Annotated in this window: 15 protein-coding genes; 9 read left to right on the top strand and 6 right to left on the bottom strand. The window is 62.4% G+C overall.

All coding sequences use genetic code 11. From position 1 onward, the window contains the following. Positions 1-6 precede the first annotated feature (6 nt). The gene (locus tag BM252_RS26625; RefSeq protein ID WP_139236765.1) at positions 7-2,745 is read right to left on the bottom strand and encodes an SGNH/GDSL hydrolase family protein; all 2,739 of its coding nucleotides are present in this window, start codon (positions 2,743-2,745) and stop codon (positions 7-9) included. A 452-nt stretch (positions 2,746-3,197) separates the two neighbouring features. Here BM252_RS26625 and BM252_RS26620 point away from each other — a divergent pair, with 452 nt between their 5' ends. Together BM252_RS26620 and BM252_RS30565 are read left to right on the top strand one after the other, a co-directional pair. After that, the gene (locus BM252_RS26620) at positions 3,198-3,563 is read left to right on the top strand and encodes a nuclear transport factor 2 family protein (RefSeq protein WP_245774466.1); all 366 of its coding nucleotides are present in this window, start codon (positions 3,198-3,200) and stop codon (positions 3,561-3,563) included. 168 nt (positions 3,564-3,731) lie between these two features. Next, positions 3,732-4,178 carry a hypothetical protein gene (locus tag BM252_RS30565; RefSeq protein ID WP_139236764.1) on the top strand — a complete coding sequence of 149 codons (447 nt, stop codon included), beginning with the start codon at positions 3,732-3,734 and terminating at the stop codon, positions 4,176-4,178. Positions 4,179-4,576: 398 nt separating this feature from the next. Here the strand turns inward: BM252_RS30565 and BM252_RS26615 are convergent, their stop codons facing one another. The 3 genes from BM252_RS26615 to BM252_RS26605 all read right to left on the bottom strand — a co-directional run bounded on the left by BM252_RS26615 (position 4,577) and on the right by BM252_RS26605 (position 7,600). Next, entirely contained in the window at positions 4,577-4,954 is a 378-nt protein-coding gene (locus BM252_RS26615; RefSeq protein WP_093390692.1) for a SirB2 family protein, read from the bottom strand. 7 nt (positions 4,955-4,961) lie between these two features. Continuing rightward, positions 4,962-5,234, bottom strand: a complete 273-nt coding sequence (locus BM252_RS26610; RefSeq protein WP_093390691.1) for a DUF2249 domain-containing protein — start codon at positions 5,232-5,234, stop codon at positions 4,962-4,964. Between the two features lie 89 nt (positions 5,235-5,323). Next, complete coding sequence (locus BM252_RS26605) at positions 5,324-7,600, bottom strand: nitric-oxide reductase large subunit (RefSeq protein WP_093390690.1); 2,277 nt, start codon at positions 7,598-7,600, stop codon at positions 5,324-5,326. 210 nt (positions 7,601-7,810) lie between these two features. Between BM252_RS26605 and BM252_RS26600 the strand changes: the two genes are divergently transcribed. From BM252_RS26600 to BM252_RS26570, 7 genes are all read left to right on the top strand, one after another. Next, positions 7,811-8,293, top strand: coding sequence for an RrF2 family transcriptional regulator (locus tag BM252_RS26600; protein ID WP_093390689.1), 483 nt, complete (start codon positions 7,811-7,813; stop codon positions 8,291-8,293). Positions 8,294-8,478: 185 nt separating this feature from the next. Beyond that, a complete protein-coding gene (locus BM252_RS26595) occupies positions 8,479-9,648 on the top strand; it encodes an MFS transporter (RefSeq protein WP_245774470.1) in 1,170 nt (389 codons plus the stop codon). 186 nt (positions 9,649-9,834) lie between these two features. Then, positions 9,835-11,220 carry a NarK family nitrate/nitrite MFS transporter gene (locus BM252_RS26590; RefSeq protein ID WP_093390687.1) on the top strand — a complete coding sequence of 462 codons (1,386 nt, stop codon included), beginning with the start codon at positions 9,835-9,837 and terminating at the stop codon, positions 11,218-11,220. 13 nt (positions 11,221-11,233) lie between these two features. Further along, positions 11,234-12,664: an oxygen-independent coproporphyrinogen III oxidase gene (gene hemN, locus BM252_RS26585; protein ID WP_093390686.1), complete on the top strand. Its 1,431-nt coding sequence runs from the start codon at positions 11,234-11,236 to the stop codon at positions 12,662-12,664. 8 nt (positions 12,665-12,672) lie between these two features. Beyond that, on the top strand, positions 12,673-13,353 hold the full coding sequence (locus BM252_RS26580; protein ID WP_093390685.1) for a Crp/Fnr family transcriptional regulator: 681 nt from the start codon (positions 12,673-12,675) through the stop codon (positions 13,351-13,353). A gap of 64 nt (positions 13,354-13,417) precedes the next feature. After that, positions 13,418-13,975, top strand: a complete 558-nt coding sequence (locus BM252_RS26575) for a hypothetical protein (protein ID WP_093390684.1) — start codon at positions 13,418-13,420, stop codon at positions 13,973-13,975. Positions 13,976-14,001: 26 nt separating this feature from the next. Further along, on the top strand, positions 14,002-14,679 hold the full coding sequence (locus tag BM252_RS26570) for a carbonic anhydrase (RefSeq protein WP_093390683.1): 678 nt from the start codon (positions 14,002-14,004) through the stop codon (positions 14,677-14,679). Between the two features lie 27 nt (positions 14,680-14,706). Here BM252_RS26570 and BM252_RS26565 read toward each other — a convergent pair whose 3' ends face one another. Both BM252_RS26565 and BM252_RS26560 read right to left on the bottom strand, forming a co-directional pair. After that, positions 14,707-15,654, bottom strand: a complete 948-nt coding sequence (locus BM252_RS26565; protein WP_093390682.1) for an HNH endonuclease — start codon at positions 15,652-15,654, stop codon at positions 14,707-14,709. A gap of 248 nt (positions 15,655-15,902) precedes the next feature. After that, a partial coding sequence (locus BM252_RS26560) for an IS4 family transposase (protein WP_281249397.1) occupies positions 15,903-16,216 on the bottom strand: 314 nt, incomplete at its 5' end.

Below are 16,216 nucleotides of genomic sequence, written 5' to 3'. Positions count from 1 at the left end.
TTGAAACTAGGCGATCGACGAGGGGCGTTCGGTGATCAATCCGCCGGTGCGGCCGGCGGCACTTTCCCATTCCTCCTGCGTGTGCAAGGTGTTCAAATAGGACGTCAGATGGCGATAGTCGCAAATCGCGTTGGGAGTATTATGATCATACTTCCGATTCCAGCAGATATGGCTTGCATGTAGGCGGTCCTTGGCGTAGTCGACCAGCTTGGTGATGTCCTGCGGGGTATTGGCGTTGCTCATATAGTTGCCGCCGTCGAAGTGGATCACGCTCGGCACATAAGGCGAGGCGGCCTTGATGATGTCGTAGGATTGGTAGCGTCCAGCCAATGCCCTGTCGCTCATCACCAAGTCGACGCCGCCCATCCCCACGCCGGCCTGGATGAACATGCGGGCTGCGCGCGAGAACTTCTGGTCTGCGACGTAATTGAATCCCATGATAAACATGGTCTTTTTGAACGCTTTGTTGATCTGGTGCGCGATGTTGATCTGGCCCTCGACGTAATTGGTGCGCTCCTTGGGGAAATCGTGGGCGAAGGTTTCGCCCGGCGAAGTTTCATCCATGCGGAAGGCTTCGAACAGTTCGTGGTCGTCGAACTTTGCGGCCAGTGCCTTCCCCAGCGCTATCAAGCGCTCCTGGATCTTGGGATGGAAGTACCTTGCCTTGAAGCCCCGTGGTGTACTCCCGCTAAAGTTGTGCGGATACACTCCGCCATATTTTCCGCCGTCAGCATAGCCTTCGGCGAGGATGTAGTCGGGGAAGGAATCTTTCGCCTGCCGGTTGTAGCTGTCGGACAAGAGATAGACGATCAGGTGTTTCTTCACGTTGACACCGTTCTTGTTGACGTATTCGCCCAACGCCTCCAGCCAATCCTCGATTTTTTTATACTGGTATTCCCCCTCGTTCGGCTCCAGTTCGCGCCAATAGCAGGGCAGTTCGATGCCGCGCCATGCCGCAGTGGTTTCCAACAGACCATTTGAGCCATTTCGGACGTCTTGGTTGAAGCTGTCCTGCTCGGTGATGAACCTGAAGGGCTCCCAATTGGGGTAGACGGTGCAGTAGTGTCCCGGGTTGAATTTGACTTGGCTTTTCTCCACGGCAGCGAATTGCTTCGACGGTTCGACGATGCAGCTGAAGCGGCTCAGCTTGAAGCTGGCGGTGGTGTCTCTCGTATTGGTGTTGTCGTTTGCGGCCTGGAGATACAAGGTGATATTGCTGACCAACCCAGATTTGGCTGGCGGGGTCAGGAACACGGCGGTAAAGCCCTCGGGCAAACGGCTGTCGTCGGCGGAGTATCGGCAACTGACGAAGCTGTACTCGGGCATGTCCTGGCCGAGGAAGCATTTGACCACCGGTCCGATCGCCGCCAAGCGGTCGGTCGTAGGGAGTGCTTCGTTGCGCGTCACAACGCAACGGATGGAGAACTTGTCTTGCGGCCCAATATGGTTGGCCATGGCGCTCGTCATCGTGTAGCCATAGGCGAGTCCGCCGATGGCTTGCCAGGCCGGATAGTTCACAGTCACCGCCGCCTCGTTGGCGCCGTCGCCCAGCGGGGCGATGCTGGTCACGGTGGTTTTCGCGTCGCGCTCGGCGAAGCCGACAAAACCGGCGATGCCCAAAGTTGCCTCTGCCACGGCGCCGTGGCCGTCGCCTTTTTCGAAGCTGACCTTCGGCGCGACGCTGTACACGCCGGAGTTTTCCACGATGAGCGACACCACCTTGCCATCCTTGACTTCGGCCACGCCCACGGCGCCACTGCCGATGCCGTCGGTGAAGACGAGCTCGAAATTCTTGGTGTAGCCGACACCGGGGTCGGCCATGTTGAAGCCGGTGATTCCTGTTTCGGTGAACAGGCTGTTGTGTACGATGTTGCAGGACCGCGGATCGCCTTGGATGTCGTCGAGCGGATCGTGCGCCAGGGAGAAGTCGTTTGGCAGTTCTTGCCGCCACACTTCGGCGATCGCCTTGCCCATGTAATAGGCGCCGACGTTGATCGGTGTGGCCCCGTCTTTGCTGTAGCCCTTGCACCATGCGCTCGGATCGCCCGGCGCGCCGGCGCCCGCCACCGATCCGCAGACCCTGCTGGCGACGTCGATGATGTGCACCCCTGAGTAGGCCGTACCCTGCGCCAGTATCCACTGGTTCAGCTTGATGATATCCGCCCGGACGGCTAGCTTCTCCTTGTCGAGCGGGGTTTGCGTCAGCCACCAGACGCGCTTGTTGTTGCTGACGGCCAGTTGAATCGCCGCCGTCCATGCCTCTTGCAATCTAGCCAGGGATGTGCCGCCGACAAGGTCGTTCTGGCCCCCCATGCAAATGATGTCGCTCACGCCCATGTCGATGCAAGCCTGGACCTGCTTCAGGAAATCGCCGGATACGGTCGCTCCTGGCGTCGCGAAGATGGAATTGACCGGCTTGTCGGGCTTGTCGCGATCGATGGTGTCGTCGAAGACGATACGCAGCCGCTGGCCGGACAGCGCCAGGGCCCAGGTGAGGTAGCCGTTCGCCTGGTAGGCGACGGTCAATTTGCTGGGCGACACGTAATAGAATTTCGACGTGACTTGATCGCCGACGATGCCCAGCGTGGGCCGAGCATCGGCGGGTAGGCCCCCTTGGCTGGCTGCGCTTGCGCCGGCGAAACTATTCGCGTAAGCGTGCGACATGAATGCCGCCTCGCCCAGTGTGGAGACGACGGACGCGGCGCCTATCGATTTGAGAAAATTGCGACGTGATTTGAAATGCATGCTTGCCTTTATCGAGTGATTTTCATGTTAAGTGACTTAATAATAACATTTCAAATCAATATATATTGCTAATTTATCACTCTGCCAGTGCCTTTGTTTTTGCGAGTCAGCTGGATCCATATGCAGGCCCTCATGCTGAAACACGGCTTCGTTGCGGTCGATTTGCCGGCGCAGGCGGACAGAGCGGAGAGAACCATGGGACGAGTGCAGAGAAATGCGTGGAGGCAATTCCATTCTAATGTAACATTGCCAATGTTGGTGTCACGCTCAATGCCGCAGCTTTCCGTTGCAAACACTTGGAACAAACGAGGCGGACCGGGGAGGGCGATCCTTCACTAGCCGCCGCCACCCCGCAAGCATGTTCACTGAATGAGTCCCCCACGATGAAACTCGCAGCCGTCTTTTTTGCAACGATTTGCATGACCTCCGGCGTCTTTGCGCAGGACGCGGAAATGGCCGCCGCAACGGTGCCGCTGCAAAACTACATCCGCGCCCACGAGACCGGCAACGCCGACTTCGTGCGCAAGGCCTTCGCCAGCGATGCGAGAGTCTCCGGCTACATGGGCGGCAAGCTGATTTCCTGGAGCGTGGAGCAATATGCCGGCCGCTTCAACGGCAAGGCGGCGAACGACGAGGCGCAACGCAAGCGCAGCTTTGAAATCGTCGACCTGACGCAGGACGCCGCCGTCGGCAAGGTGGTGCTGGACTATCCGAGCATCAAGTTTGTCGATTACATGACGCTGCTGAAGATCGACGGCGAATGGAAGATCGTCAACAAGTCCTTCAACGCGCAAGTCAAGCCGGCGCCACAGAAGTAATACCTCGGGGACGTTGTCCAGGCCGCCCCGCAACGCGGTTCTCCGCTTCATCAGGTGTATGCTTGCTGAGGCGGCGATTAGGACTCGTTTGATCTACGTCCGTCGCCGGCGACTTCGGCGTGTAGCAAGCACTGCTAGACTGTTTCAAAACAGCGGTCGTGCTCATCCATGCCATTCATTCGAGAATTTGAGGAAGGAATAGTTCAGCCAATTGAACGGCTGTTGGAGGGACATTACCTAACTCAGCAATTCTTTCAAGGGCATCTCTATCTGGCAATTGCTGTGGATGTGCCTTTTCCTGGGATGGACATTGAGCGTCCCAATGGACGCATGACAACGCTGGATGCCAAAGCGTTGGGGCGCCTCTGCATGATTCCAGACCAGTACGTGGTTTCCAATTTACGAAGGCACGAAAGAGGCCCTATTCCGGCTGGCATCGCGATTCAATCCATAGGGCCATTTTTACCCGAACAGGATGTCCGTCAACGCGATCCGGCTTGGTGGCCGAATCGAGGATGGCCATGCGACATGTGTTTCGATTTGACGGCCGGCAGTCGGTCCTGGCGTGTTTTGCTAGAATATCTATTCGCTACATTGGCAGGAGATGCCAAATGAATGATGCAAAGAACCCCCCTCAGGGGCCGCCGGAGTGGTACAAGGTGGCGGCGCTTGCCCGGCGCAAGAAGGTTGCCGCCGGGCTGAGTCTAGCGGAGATAGCTGCCAATCAAGTGCCTGGGCCGTGGCGTGTCTCCCTCAACGGACCTGGCGTCGCCTTCAGCCAGATCGTTGCAACGTTTGGCCGAAGCAAGATCGATATTCCAGAGACCCGGCGCAATGGCCCGACGCGACAAGCGGCGCCAGCCGAGCAGCCTGCGCCAGCGACGAAACCCATGGCCTCCCCGCAGCCCGTTCGCGGCCGCAGAAAACCCAAGATTGCATGAGGATGGGAAGCGGCCACCAGTTCTCGCCCGGCGGCTGCGGTGCGGCTCGGGCCGGCGACGCGGCGCGCCGTCTTAGAACGGCAGCGCCTGCTTGCTGACGGCGACGGCGACGATGTAGCCGAAGCAGGCGAGGGCGGCGGTGAAGGCGCCGGCGCGCACGGCGCGGGTCTTGCCGCGCTTGAGGGCCACCGTGCCCAGCACGATGTAGAGCAGCAGGGCGAGCACCTTGGCGCTCAGCCAGCCCTGCGCCAACGGGTACTGGCCGCTGAGCACGGCCAGGGTGACGGCGCTGGCCAGCAGCGCCGTGTCGATGATATGCGGGGCCACGCGCACCCAGCGTTGTTGCAGCCGGGCCGGCTGGAACAGCATCCAGCATCCCCGCAACAGGAACAGGCCGCCGCTGAGGGCGGCGCAGCTCATGTGCAGGTACTTCAGCGCGTAGTAATCCATAAAAAGCTTAGTCCAGCGATTCGGTGACCAGGAAGTCGATGATGATCTCGCCGGGTTGGCGCGACAAATAGGCGATCTTCACCTTGGAGCCGAAGAAATTGTTGATCTGCTGGAGCAGCGGGATCGGGTCGTGGTCGTTGCAGAACCGCATGACTTCTCCAGGGTTGAGGGAATCGAGCGCGCCAAAGATGGCGGCGTGGCGGAAGCGCTTGGCGACACCGCGCGCGTCGAATGGATAGATGCCTTCGGGACCGGTGGGACGCGAGCAATCGTGTGACATTTTATAAACTCCTGGCAATTTAGTCAAAGCGGGGAGGCGGCCGATCGGCGCGCCTCCCCGGGGTGGTGCTGCTTACTTCAGTTCAGACCTTAGGCGCGGTTGCTGCCGGCCACGGTTTGCGTGGCGCTGGCTTTCTTGCCGCCGGTCATCAGGCGCCAGGCGAACAGCGCCAGGAACACCGTGCCGATGGAGAACACCACGTCGCCGGGGACGCGCATCCAGACCAGCGTTTCCATCACTTTCGAGTGGATCAGCTCAGGCGAACGGGCGAACCACATGCCGGTGGTGACGCTGGCATAGGCCTGGTAGATACCGGCCGGGACCAGCGAGATGAACACCATCATGCCCAGGCCGATGTTGATCATCCAGAACATCGGTGCCAACAGGCGGTCGGACCAGGCGGCGCGGTCGCTCAGGCCACGCAGGCAGAACAACAGCAGGCCGATGCCGAGCATGCCGTAGACACCGAACAGGGCGGCGTGGCCGTGGGCGGCGGTCAGGTTCAGACCTTGCATGTAGTACAGGGCGATCGGCGTGTTGATCGCGAAGCCGAGCAGGCCGGCGCCGATGGTGTTCCAGAAGCCGACGGCGATGAAGCACAGGATCGACCATTTGTAGGTGGCGACCCACGGTGCCACTTTCGAACGCTGGTAGTTGCGATAGGCTTCGATGCCGATCAGCGACAGCGGCACCACTTCCAGGGCCGAGAACATGGCGCCGATGGCGATCACGAAGGTCGGCGTGCCGGTGAAGTACAGGTGGTGCAGGGTGCCGAGGATGCCGCCGAACAGGAAGACGATGGTCTCGAGCACGATGGCGCTGTTGGCGGTGGCGGCACGGATCAGGCCCAGACGGGTGAACAGCAGGGCGATGACGGCGGTGGCGAAGACCTCGAAGAAGCCCTCGACCCACAGGTGGACCAACCACCAGCGCCAGTATTCGATCATCGAGTAGTGGGTTTGACGGCCCCAGGTCAGCGAGGTGGCGTAGAAGCCGCCGATGCACAGCGCGGCGAGGAACACCATGACGATCAGGCCACGGCTTTCCGATGGGGTTTTCAGCGCGGGCCAGAGGGCGCGGCCGAGCAGGGTGACCCAGAACAGCAGGCCGACGAACAGCAGGATCTGCCAAATGCGGCCCATGCTGGTGAACTCCAGGCCCTGGTTACCGATCCAGAAGGCGAAGGCGGTACCCTTGTGTTGCAGCGAGCCGATCCAGCCGAAGGCGGTCGAGCCGACCACGATGAACAGCAGCGCGTAGAACAGCAGGTTGACGCCCAGCTTTTGGAACTTCGGCTCGTGGCCGGAGATGGCGGGGGCGATGTACAGGCCGGTGGCCAGCCAGGCGGTGGCGATCCACAGCACGGCGAACTGGGTGTGGATGGTGCGGCTGACGACGAACGGCAGGATCTCGGCCAGCGGGTAGCCGAAGAAGCTTTGACCCTCGACGGCGTAGTGGGCGGTGATCACGCCCATGCCGACCTGGGCCAGGATCAGGCCGATGACGACGAAGAAGTATTTCTTGGTGGCCAGCATGGACGGCGTTGGCTTCAGGTTGAACAGCGGGTCGGCCTTGGGCGCGACCGGGTCGGCCTCTTCCTTGGCGGTCGAGTGCAGCATCACCATGCCGGCGATGGCGCCGATCATCAGGATGATACTGGCGATCGACCAGATGCCGGCGCCGGCGCTGGGACGGTTGTCGACCAGCGGTTCGTGCGGCCAGTTGCTGGTGTAGCTCAGGTCGACCTCGTTGGGACGGTCGGTGGCGGCGGCCCAGGCGGACCAGAAGACGAAGGCCGGCAGGGCTTGCAGGTCGTCCTGGTCGGTCAGCGAGTTGCTGTTCATGGCGTACTGGCTGCGCAGGGCGTCGAGTTCGCGGGCGTCGCCGAACAAGCCCATATAGTGCTTGGCGACTTGGCGCACGGCTTCGGCGCGGTCGGCCGACAGCGTGATGGTGGCGCTGTTGGCGTCGTAGCTGTTGCGCCGCATCTCTTCCTTCAGGCGGGCGTTCAGCGCGCCTTTCTTGGACACGTCGAGCTGCTCGAAAGGAGCGCCAAATTCACGCTGGGCCCAGATCTCGCGCAGGGCGACGGCTTCGCGGTGCAGCCAGTCGGCCGACCAGTCCGGCGCCACGTAGCTGCCGTGGCCCCAGACGCTGCCGAGCTGCTGACCGCCGGCCGACAGCCAGGCTTCTTGGCCGCGGGTGACCTGGCCTTCGGAGAACAGCACCTTACCTTCGATGCTGACCACTTGTTTGGGAATCGGCGGCGCGGTCAGATAGATCTCCGCACCCACCCAGCCGAGAACGGCGAAGGAGAATACGCAGATAACCGCGAGCCAGGTCCAGAGTTTGCGCGTAGCGTGCATGGCTTGGTTCCTCTTTGTTGTAGTTGAAAAACTTTGCGAACCGGCACTAACCGGATCGTCTGGCGTCGATTCTAGGCAAGTTTTTTAAAGATGTATATTCAATGCCTGTTTTTCTTGATCCAGGTTATGAACATACATTTGAAATGCATCAATAATACGGTCTGGCCAGTATGGTGCTGGCCACCCCCTATTTTTTGAACGGATGCAAGCATGAGGCTGACCGCATACACCGACTACACCTTGCGCGCCCTGATCTTCCTGGCCGGCAACCGCGAGCGCCTGGTCAAGATCCAGGACATCGCCGACCAGCACGGCATTTCCAAGAACCACCTGACCAAGGTGATCTACCAGCTGGGCCTGAGCGGCCTGATCCAGACGGTGCGCGGCCGCAACGGCGGCCTGCGCCTGGCGCGCGAACCCGAGGCCATCAATATAGGCGCCGTGGTGCGCGGCACCGAGACCGACTTCTTCATGGCCGCCTGCTTCGACGCCGGCCGCGAGGCCTGCCCCTACGCCGAGTGTTGCGGCCTGAAGGGCCTGCTGGGCCGCGCCACCGCCGCCTACCTGGCGGTGCTCGACGCGGCCAGCCTGGCCGACCTGCTGGCGCCGCCGCAACTGGCCTCCGGCGAGCTCACCCAGCAGCCGTGGCAGCGCATGCTGCCCGGGACTAGTCACTTTGGCGGAGGACGCTAGGCAAATTGCCTTGTTGAATTATCCCTCCGGCCAATAGTGTCTTTGAGCACCACCGCGTACCCTGACGTCATCGGATTGTGTCTGTCGGGAGAAGGAAAGTGGCAACTACTGTAAAAAGCAACAACAAGGCGGTTCAGGTGCTGGTGAGCAGCACCTTTGCCTTCACGATCTGTTTCGCCATCTGGATGATGTTCGCCGTGCTCGGCATCCCCATCAAGAAGCAACTCGGTCTCAACGAGACCGAATTCGGCCTGTTGGCCGCCATGCCTGTGCTCAGCGGCTCGCTGGTGCGGGTGCCGCTGGGCATCTGGTGCGACAAGTTCGGCGGCCGCATCGTGTTCTTCCTGCTGATGCTGGCCACCGTGGTGCCGATCTACCTGATCGGCCTGGCGACGGCCTACTGGCAGTTCCTGGTGCTGGGCCTGTTCGTCGGCCTGGCCGGCGGCTCCTTCTCGGTCGGCACGCCCTACGTGGCGCGCTGGTTCCCCAAGGAGCGCCGTGGTCTGGCGATGGGCATCTTCGGCGCCGGTAACTCCGGTTCCGCGCTGACCAAGTTCGTCGCGCCGGCCATCATCGCCGCCTGGGGTTGGCAGAGCCTGCCCACCGTCTACGCCGTCGCCATGCTGGTGACCGCGTTGGCGTTCTGGGCCTTCTCGGCCAGCGACCCGTCGCACCTGGTGTCGGGCACGGTGACCTTCGCCGAACAGATGAAGGTGCTGAAGGACCGCCGCGTCTGGCGCTACTGCCAGTACTACTCGGTGGTGTTCGGCGGCTACGTCGGCCTGGCGCTGTGGATGACCAAATACTACGTCGCCGAATACGGCTTCGACCTGCGCCTGGCGGCCCTGCTGGCGGCCTGCTTTTCGCTGCCGGGCGGCGTGCTGCGCGCCATGGGCGGCTGGATCTCGGACCGCTACGGCGCCTACAAGGTGACCTGGTGGGTGATGTGGGTGTGCTGGGTCTGCTTCTTCCTGCTGTCGTATCCGCAGACCAGCATGATCATCAAGACCGTCAAGGGCGACATGGTGATGAACCTGGGCCTGACGCCGTGGATGTTCACCGTGCTGCTGTTCGTGGTCGGCACCGCCATGGCGATCGGCAAGGCCTCGGTGTTCAAGTTCATCGGCGACGAGTTCACCGACAACATCGGCGCCGTCTCCGGCGTGGTCGGCCTGGCCGGCGGCCTGGGTGGCTTCATCCTGCCGATCATGTTCGGCGCCCTGGTCGATTTGACCGGTGTACGGTCGAGCGCCTTCATGCTGTTGTACGGCACGGTCTGTGTTTCGCTGATCTGGATGCATTACTCCTTCCCTCCGGCCGAAAAGGCGCCGGCGGCCACCGCTGTAGCAGCCTGACAGGCCGCGTAGATGTAAAAGCCTCGCCGAACCCCGGCAAGGCGGGGTCAGACCCCGTACGGGGTCTGACCCCCAACGGCGCCGGCACCGGTTGCCGGGAACGGGTTTCGTGGGGGGCGGCTGTACCGCAGTCGACGAGCAAACACTATTTAGCGCACATCGCGCAAGACGAATCAGGAGATTGAAATGAGCAAATATTTGATCAACACGTGGGAGCCAGAGGCACCCGCATTCTGGAAGAGCGAAGGGCGCGGCACCGCCAACCGCAACCTGTGGCTGTCCATCCCCGCGCTGGCGCTGGCCTTCGCCGTGTGGATGGTGTGGAGCGTGGTGGTGGTCAACCTGCCGACCATCGGCTTCAAGTACAGCACCAACCAGCTGTTCTGGCTGACCGCCTTGCCCGGCCTGTCCGGCGCCACGCTGCGCATCTTCTACTCCTTCATGGTGCCGATCTTCGGCGGCCGCAAGTGGACCACCATCTCCACCGCCTCGCTGCTGATCCCGGCGATCGGCATCGGCATGGCGGTGCAGGACACCAGCACCGGCTACCCGACCATGTTGATTCTGGCGCTGCTGTGCGGCTTCGGCGGCGGCAACTTCGCCTCGTCGATGGCCAACATCAGCTTCTTCTTCCCCAAGGCGCAGAAGGGCTACGCGCTGGGCATGAACGCCGGCCTGGGCAACCTGGGCGTGTCGGCCGTGCAGTTCATCGTGCCGCTGGTGATCACCGCCGGCGTGTTCGGCAGCCTGGGCGGCGAAGCACAGACCGTCACCAAGCTGGGCCATCAAAGCAGCATGTGGTTGCAGAACGCCGGCTTCATCTGGGTGCCCTTCATCACCGTCAGCGCCGTCCTGGCCTGGTTCGGCATGAACGACCTGGCCTCGGCCAAGGCCTCCTTCGCCGAACAGGCGGTGATCTTCAAGCGCAAGCATAACTGGCTGATGTGCTGGCTCTACACCGGCACCTTCGGCTCCTTCATCGGCTACTCGGCCGGCTTCCCGCTGCTGATCAAGACCCAGTTCCCCGACGTCAACCCGCTGCAATACGCCTTCCTCGGCCCATTGGTCGGCGCCCTGGCCCGCGTTGTCGGCGGCATCATCGCCGACAAGCTGGGCGGCGCCAAGGTCACCGTCTGGACCTTCGTCGTCATGTGCCTGGCCGTCTACGGCGTGGTGCAGTTCTTGCCGCACGGCGGCGTGGCCGGCAACTTCACCGGTTTCTTCTGGATGTTCATGCTGCTGTTCGCCGGCACCGGCGTCGGCAACGCCTCGACCTTCCGCATGATCCCGGTGATCTTCCTGACCGAGCGCCAACGCGCCGCCGCCGGCAAGCCGAAGGCCGTGCAGGAGCAGGCCATCGTCGACGCCAACAAAGAGGGCGCCGCCGTGCTGGGCTTCACCTCGGCCGTGGCCGCCTATGGCGCCTTCTTCATTCCGAAGAGCTACGGCACCTCGATCGCCCTGACCGGCGGTCCGGACGCGGCGCTGTGGGGCTTCGTCGGCTTCTACATCAGCTGCATCGCCATCACCTGGTGGTGCTACGCCCGTAAAAACGCGGCCATGCCTTGCTGATCGGAGAAACAGTATGAACAAGCCTGCCAGCGTGATCAAGATCACGCCATCCGTCGAGTTCGACGCCGCCCTGGTGCGGAAGCTGAACCAGATGGGACCGCGCTACACCTCCTACCCGACGGCCGACCGATTCGCCGGCGACTTCGGCGCGGAGCAGTACCAGCACGCGGTCGGGCAGGTGCGCGCGGCCGGCCAGTTGGCCGACCTGTCGCTGTACATCCACATCCCGTTCTGCGAGTCGCTGTGCTACTACTGCGCCTGCAACAAGATCATCACCCAGGACCACGGCAAGGCGGTGGAGTACCTGGACTACCTGCGCCGCGAGATCGCCATGCAGGGCCAGCTGTTCGCCGGCATGAACCGGGTCGAGCAGCTGCACTTCGGCGGCGGCACGCCGACCTATTTGAGCGACGAGCAGATGGACGGCCTGCTGGCCGACCTGCGCGAGTGGTTCGACTTCGCCTCGGACGAGGAGGGCGAGTTCTCCATCGAGGTGGACCCGCGCACCGTTTCGCCGGCGCGCATCGCCCGCCTGCGCGCGCAGGGCTTCAACCGCATCAGCCTGGGCATCCAGGACTTCGACCCGGTGGTGCAACAGGCGGTCAACCGCGTGCAGCCCTACGAACAAACCATGGAGGTGCTGCTGGCGGCGCGCGCCAGCGGCTTCCGCTCGATCAGCGTCGACTTGATCTACGGCCTGCCCAAGCAGACCCTGGCCAGCATCGCGCCGACCATGGACAAGGTGATCGCCGCGCGGCCCGACCGCATCGCCCTGTACAACTACGCCCACCTGCCGCACCTGTTTAAGGCGCAGCGCCTGATCGTCGCCGAGGACCTGCCCGACGCCGAGACCAAGCTGCAGATGCTCGGCCTGTGCATCGCCCGGCTGACCGAGGCCGGCTACGTCTACATCGGCATGGACCACTTCGCGCTGCCCGAGGACGACCTGGCGCGCAGCCAGCGCGAGGGCGAGCTGCACCGCAACTTCCAGGGCTATTCGACCCACGCGGACGCGCCCATGGTGGCGCTGGGCGTGTCGGCCATCAGCGCCGTCGGGCGCAGCTACAGCCAGAACGAGAAGGTGCTGAGCCACTACTACGAACGGCTCGACAAGGGCGAACTGCCGGTGGCGCGCGGCATCGCCCTGAGCGACGACGACCTGTTGCGCCGCAGCGTCATCGGCCAGCTGATGTGCGACTTCGAGCTGGACCTAGGCGCGCTGGCGCTGCCCGGCGGCGTGCCCGCCGACGTCTACTTCGCCGCCGAGCTGGAACGCCTGCTGCCGCTGGCCGAGCAGGGTTTGCTCAGCATAGATGGCCTGCGTTTGACCGTGAGCATGCGCGGCCGCCTGTTGATCCGTAATATCTGCATGGTGTTCGACCATTATCTGCACGCGCCGCGACCGGAAGGTCCGAGCCCGACGCGCTACTCCAAGACCATCTGAGAGCCACTATGGACAAGACCAAAATCAAGGTGCAGACCTTCCTCTCGCGCGTGCCGCTGTTCAACTCGATGCGCCCGGAGGAGCTCGACCGTATCGCCCTCGGCACCACCGAGGTGCGGGTCGAGCGCGGCCAGGCCATTTTCCAGCGCGGCGATCCCTGCGTCGGCTTCCACGTGGTGCTGTACGGCCAGGTCAAACTGTCGTTCATCTCGGCCCAGGGCGCCGAGAAGGTGATCGAGCTGATCGGCCCCGGCCACAGCTTCGGCGAGGCGCTGATGTTCATGGGCAGCCCCTACATCGTCTCGGCCCAGGCCATGACGGACACGCTGCTGCTGCACGTGTCCAAGCCGGCCATCTTCCGCGAGATCGAGGCCGACTGCGGCTTCGCCTGCAAGATGCTGGCCGGCCTGAGCCAGCGCATGCACAGCCTGATGTGCGACATGGAGTCGTACTCGCTGCGCTCGGGCACCCAGCGCGTGGTCGGCTACCTGCTCAAGGACCGCGCCGAGGACTGCGTCGACGAGATCACCCTGCCGGTGGCCAAGTCGGTGCTGGCCTCGCGGTTGAACCTGACGCCCGAGCACTTCTCGCGCATCATGGCCGACTTGAGCAACCAGCAGCTGATCGCCTTCAAGGGCCGCCGCGTCACCATCCTCGACGCCGACAAACTGCGCCTGTGCGCCGGTTGAGCGGGCGAGGGCGCCAACGTTAATCCGGGCCGGCCACTGTGCCGGCCTCTTTTTGGAGTACCCTATGTTCAAGCAGTTGACCACCCGCATGCGGCTATTGTTCGCCACCGGCCTGTTGGCCGTGCTGCTGGTGGCCTTCGGCGCCGTCGGCCTGATCGTGCTGGCCGGCGGTGTGGAGGTCGGCGCCGGCGTGCGCATCGCCTGCCTGGCCGCCGTCGCCGTCGGCGTGCTGCTGTCGATCGCCGCCGGCCTGCTGCTGCAGCGGACCATCGTGCGGCCGCTCGAGCAGGCTTTGCGCCAGGCCGGCGGCGCGCGCGGCGAACGCGCCGACGCCGAGGCGCGCCGCCTGCGCGCCTCGCTCGACGACATGAACCACAGCCTGGCGCGCATCGGCCATTTGGTCGGCGCCATCAACGAGATCGACATACCGGCCGCCACACCAGGCGGCTACGCGGCGCCGGAAGCCGGCGCCACCGTGCTGGCGATGGACACGGCGCGGGCGCGCCGGCGCAGCCGGGCGCAGGCCGCCGCCGGCTGCGCCGACGCCGACGCCGATGTTGCCGACGCGACGGCGCGCATGCCGCGCCGCCACGACGCCGACGCCGCCAGGCGCGACACCTAACGCCGAGTGACTAGCGAGGAACCATCATGGAAGACATCGAAAAATTCGTCCACGGCTTCAGCCGTTTTCAACAACAGTATTTCAGCGAATCGCAGACGCTGTACGACAATCTGCGCGCCGGCCAACGCCCCGGAACCCTGCTGATCGGCTGCTGCGACTCGCGCGTCGACCCCATGCTGCTGATGGGCGGCGACCCGGGCGACTTGTTCGTCGTGCGCAACATCGCCAACCTAGTGCCGGAGTGCACGCCGACCGCCTCGGCCGGCGTCAGCTCGGCCATCGAGTTCGCCGTCTGCAGTCTGGAGGTGGAGCGGATCATCGTGCTGGGCCACGCCCGCTGCGGCGGCATCCGCGCGCTGATGGCGCCGCGCCAGCCGGTCGCCGAGACCGACTTCGTCGGCCAGTGGATGCGCATCGCCGAACCGGTGGCGGCGCGCGTGCGGCGCGACCTGGCGCACCGCAGCTCGGAGCAGCAGCACAAGGCCTGCGAGCTGGCCAGCATCCTGCTGTCGCTCGACAACCTGCTGACCTACCCGTGGATCAAGCGCCGCGTCGAGCAGGGCCTGCTCAAGCTGCACGGCTGGTACTTCGACATCGAGAGCGGCGCGCTGATGGCCTATTCGGCGCGCCAGCAGCAGTTCCTGCCGCTGGTCTGCCCGATCCGCACGGACAAGGAAAAGGCCGCCGCCGTCAGCGGCATTTGAGGCCGGTCCCTCGAGACCGGTGCCGCCTCAGGGCTTCCAGGCCTTGTTCCACTGGATCAGGGCGTCGTACAGATCCAACTTGATCTTGCCGAGCATCTCGTTCTTGTAGTTCGCCTTGTCGAAACCCAGGGCGTGCTGCTCGGTGAAGTTGAATCGAAATTCTCTCTTCGACACTTGTGGATTGAGAATTGGATTCTCGTTCCAGTACTGAATGGTTTGCACAAACAGTTCGAGCATGCCTTTGTGACCGACGAAACGCTCATGGAGCAAGAAAGTGTTGGCCGAATTCTTGGCGGCGGTGTTTTTCTTGTCGAACTGCAGTGTGAGTTCGAAATTGGATTTTCCAGTACCCCGCTGCTGCAAGTAGGAGTCGATATCCCAAGAAAATTTGATTTCCTCTGTGTCGGAAAGCGGGTGCAAGTGTTTCTTTGTATAGAAGTCCTTGGTGGTTTTTAATGAGCTGTTGCAGGAGTAGCAAGACGGTACAAGGTTATACAACGATAGCGCCAAGTAAGGATACTTTCCCTTCGGATAGTAGTGGTCGAGCGTTGGTCGGAAGGCACCGCCTTTGCCTTTTGGCTTCTGTACCGTGAACGAAAATGATTGCTGGCAGTACGGGCAGATGCTGTACCTCGCCTTCGCGCAGAGCTTGTAGGCGTTCCAAGTGGCTGAATTCTTTGCGCTGAACGTGGCATAGTCGAACACCAGCTTGGCGTCCGTCAGAAAGGCCGCCTTTTCGGAATTGCTCAGACTTTGCTGGGTGACAGTGGCAGAGGCGATGATCAATTCCAGGGCGGCTGGCCTACCAAGCGCGAACTGGGTCGAGTTGGCTTCCAAAAAACTTCCGAAATCGGCGCTAGTTAGGTGTTTGTATTTTCTGGCATCCTTTTCCAAAAAATGCGCAATGATATTGTTCACATAGGTCTTGTGCTCCGACTCGGCATCGTTCCACACGTCGGCGATATTGATGAGCATGGCTAGCCCCTACTTATTTGCATATTGCGGATGTACTTTATAACGAAAGGATCGTCGATCATGTCGATGTGGTACTGCGCCACGCTCTCCCCGGACTGCAAGCGCCTGAGCACGCTTTCAATGTGCTGCATGGCAAAGGTGCCCATCGTTCCTGCCTCACCGGTCTTATTGATAATTGTGGAGAGCGGGGCACCTATAGTGGATCCCGAATTTGAGACGATGGTTTAAGCCATATCGTTATACATAAATCAGCCAAGCCCGTCGCGCAGTGCACGTAAGGTTTCGGCTGCCGCATGAACTTGTTCCAAGCCCCGCCACAGTGTCTTGGCACCGGGTTCACCGTCACTTTTACGGCCCAAGAACCCACCGACTTGGGCAATGAGGCGCACGATTTCGTTCAACGTTGGCGGCGTGGCCGGCATTTTCTTTTTAGTCAGCAAATGGGCGCCGCGAATTTCGTCGGGATCGAAGAACAGCGCGGCATCGAGATCCGGGCACGTTCTGCCCATGCGCATCAAATACGTGACACGCCAAGCCACCACCATGAACAAGGCCAGGGCCC

Source organism: Rugamonas rubra, from assembly GCF_900114705.1.
Taxonomy (GTDB): domain Bacteria; phylum Pseudomonadota; class Gammaproteobacteria; order Burkholderiales; family Burkholderiaceae_D; genus Rugamonas; species Rugamonas rubra.
This window is presented reverse-complemented; position numbering and strand designations above follow the sequence as displayed.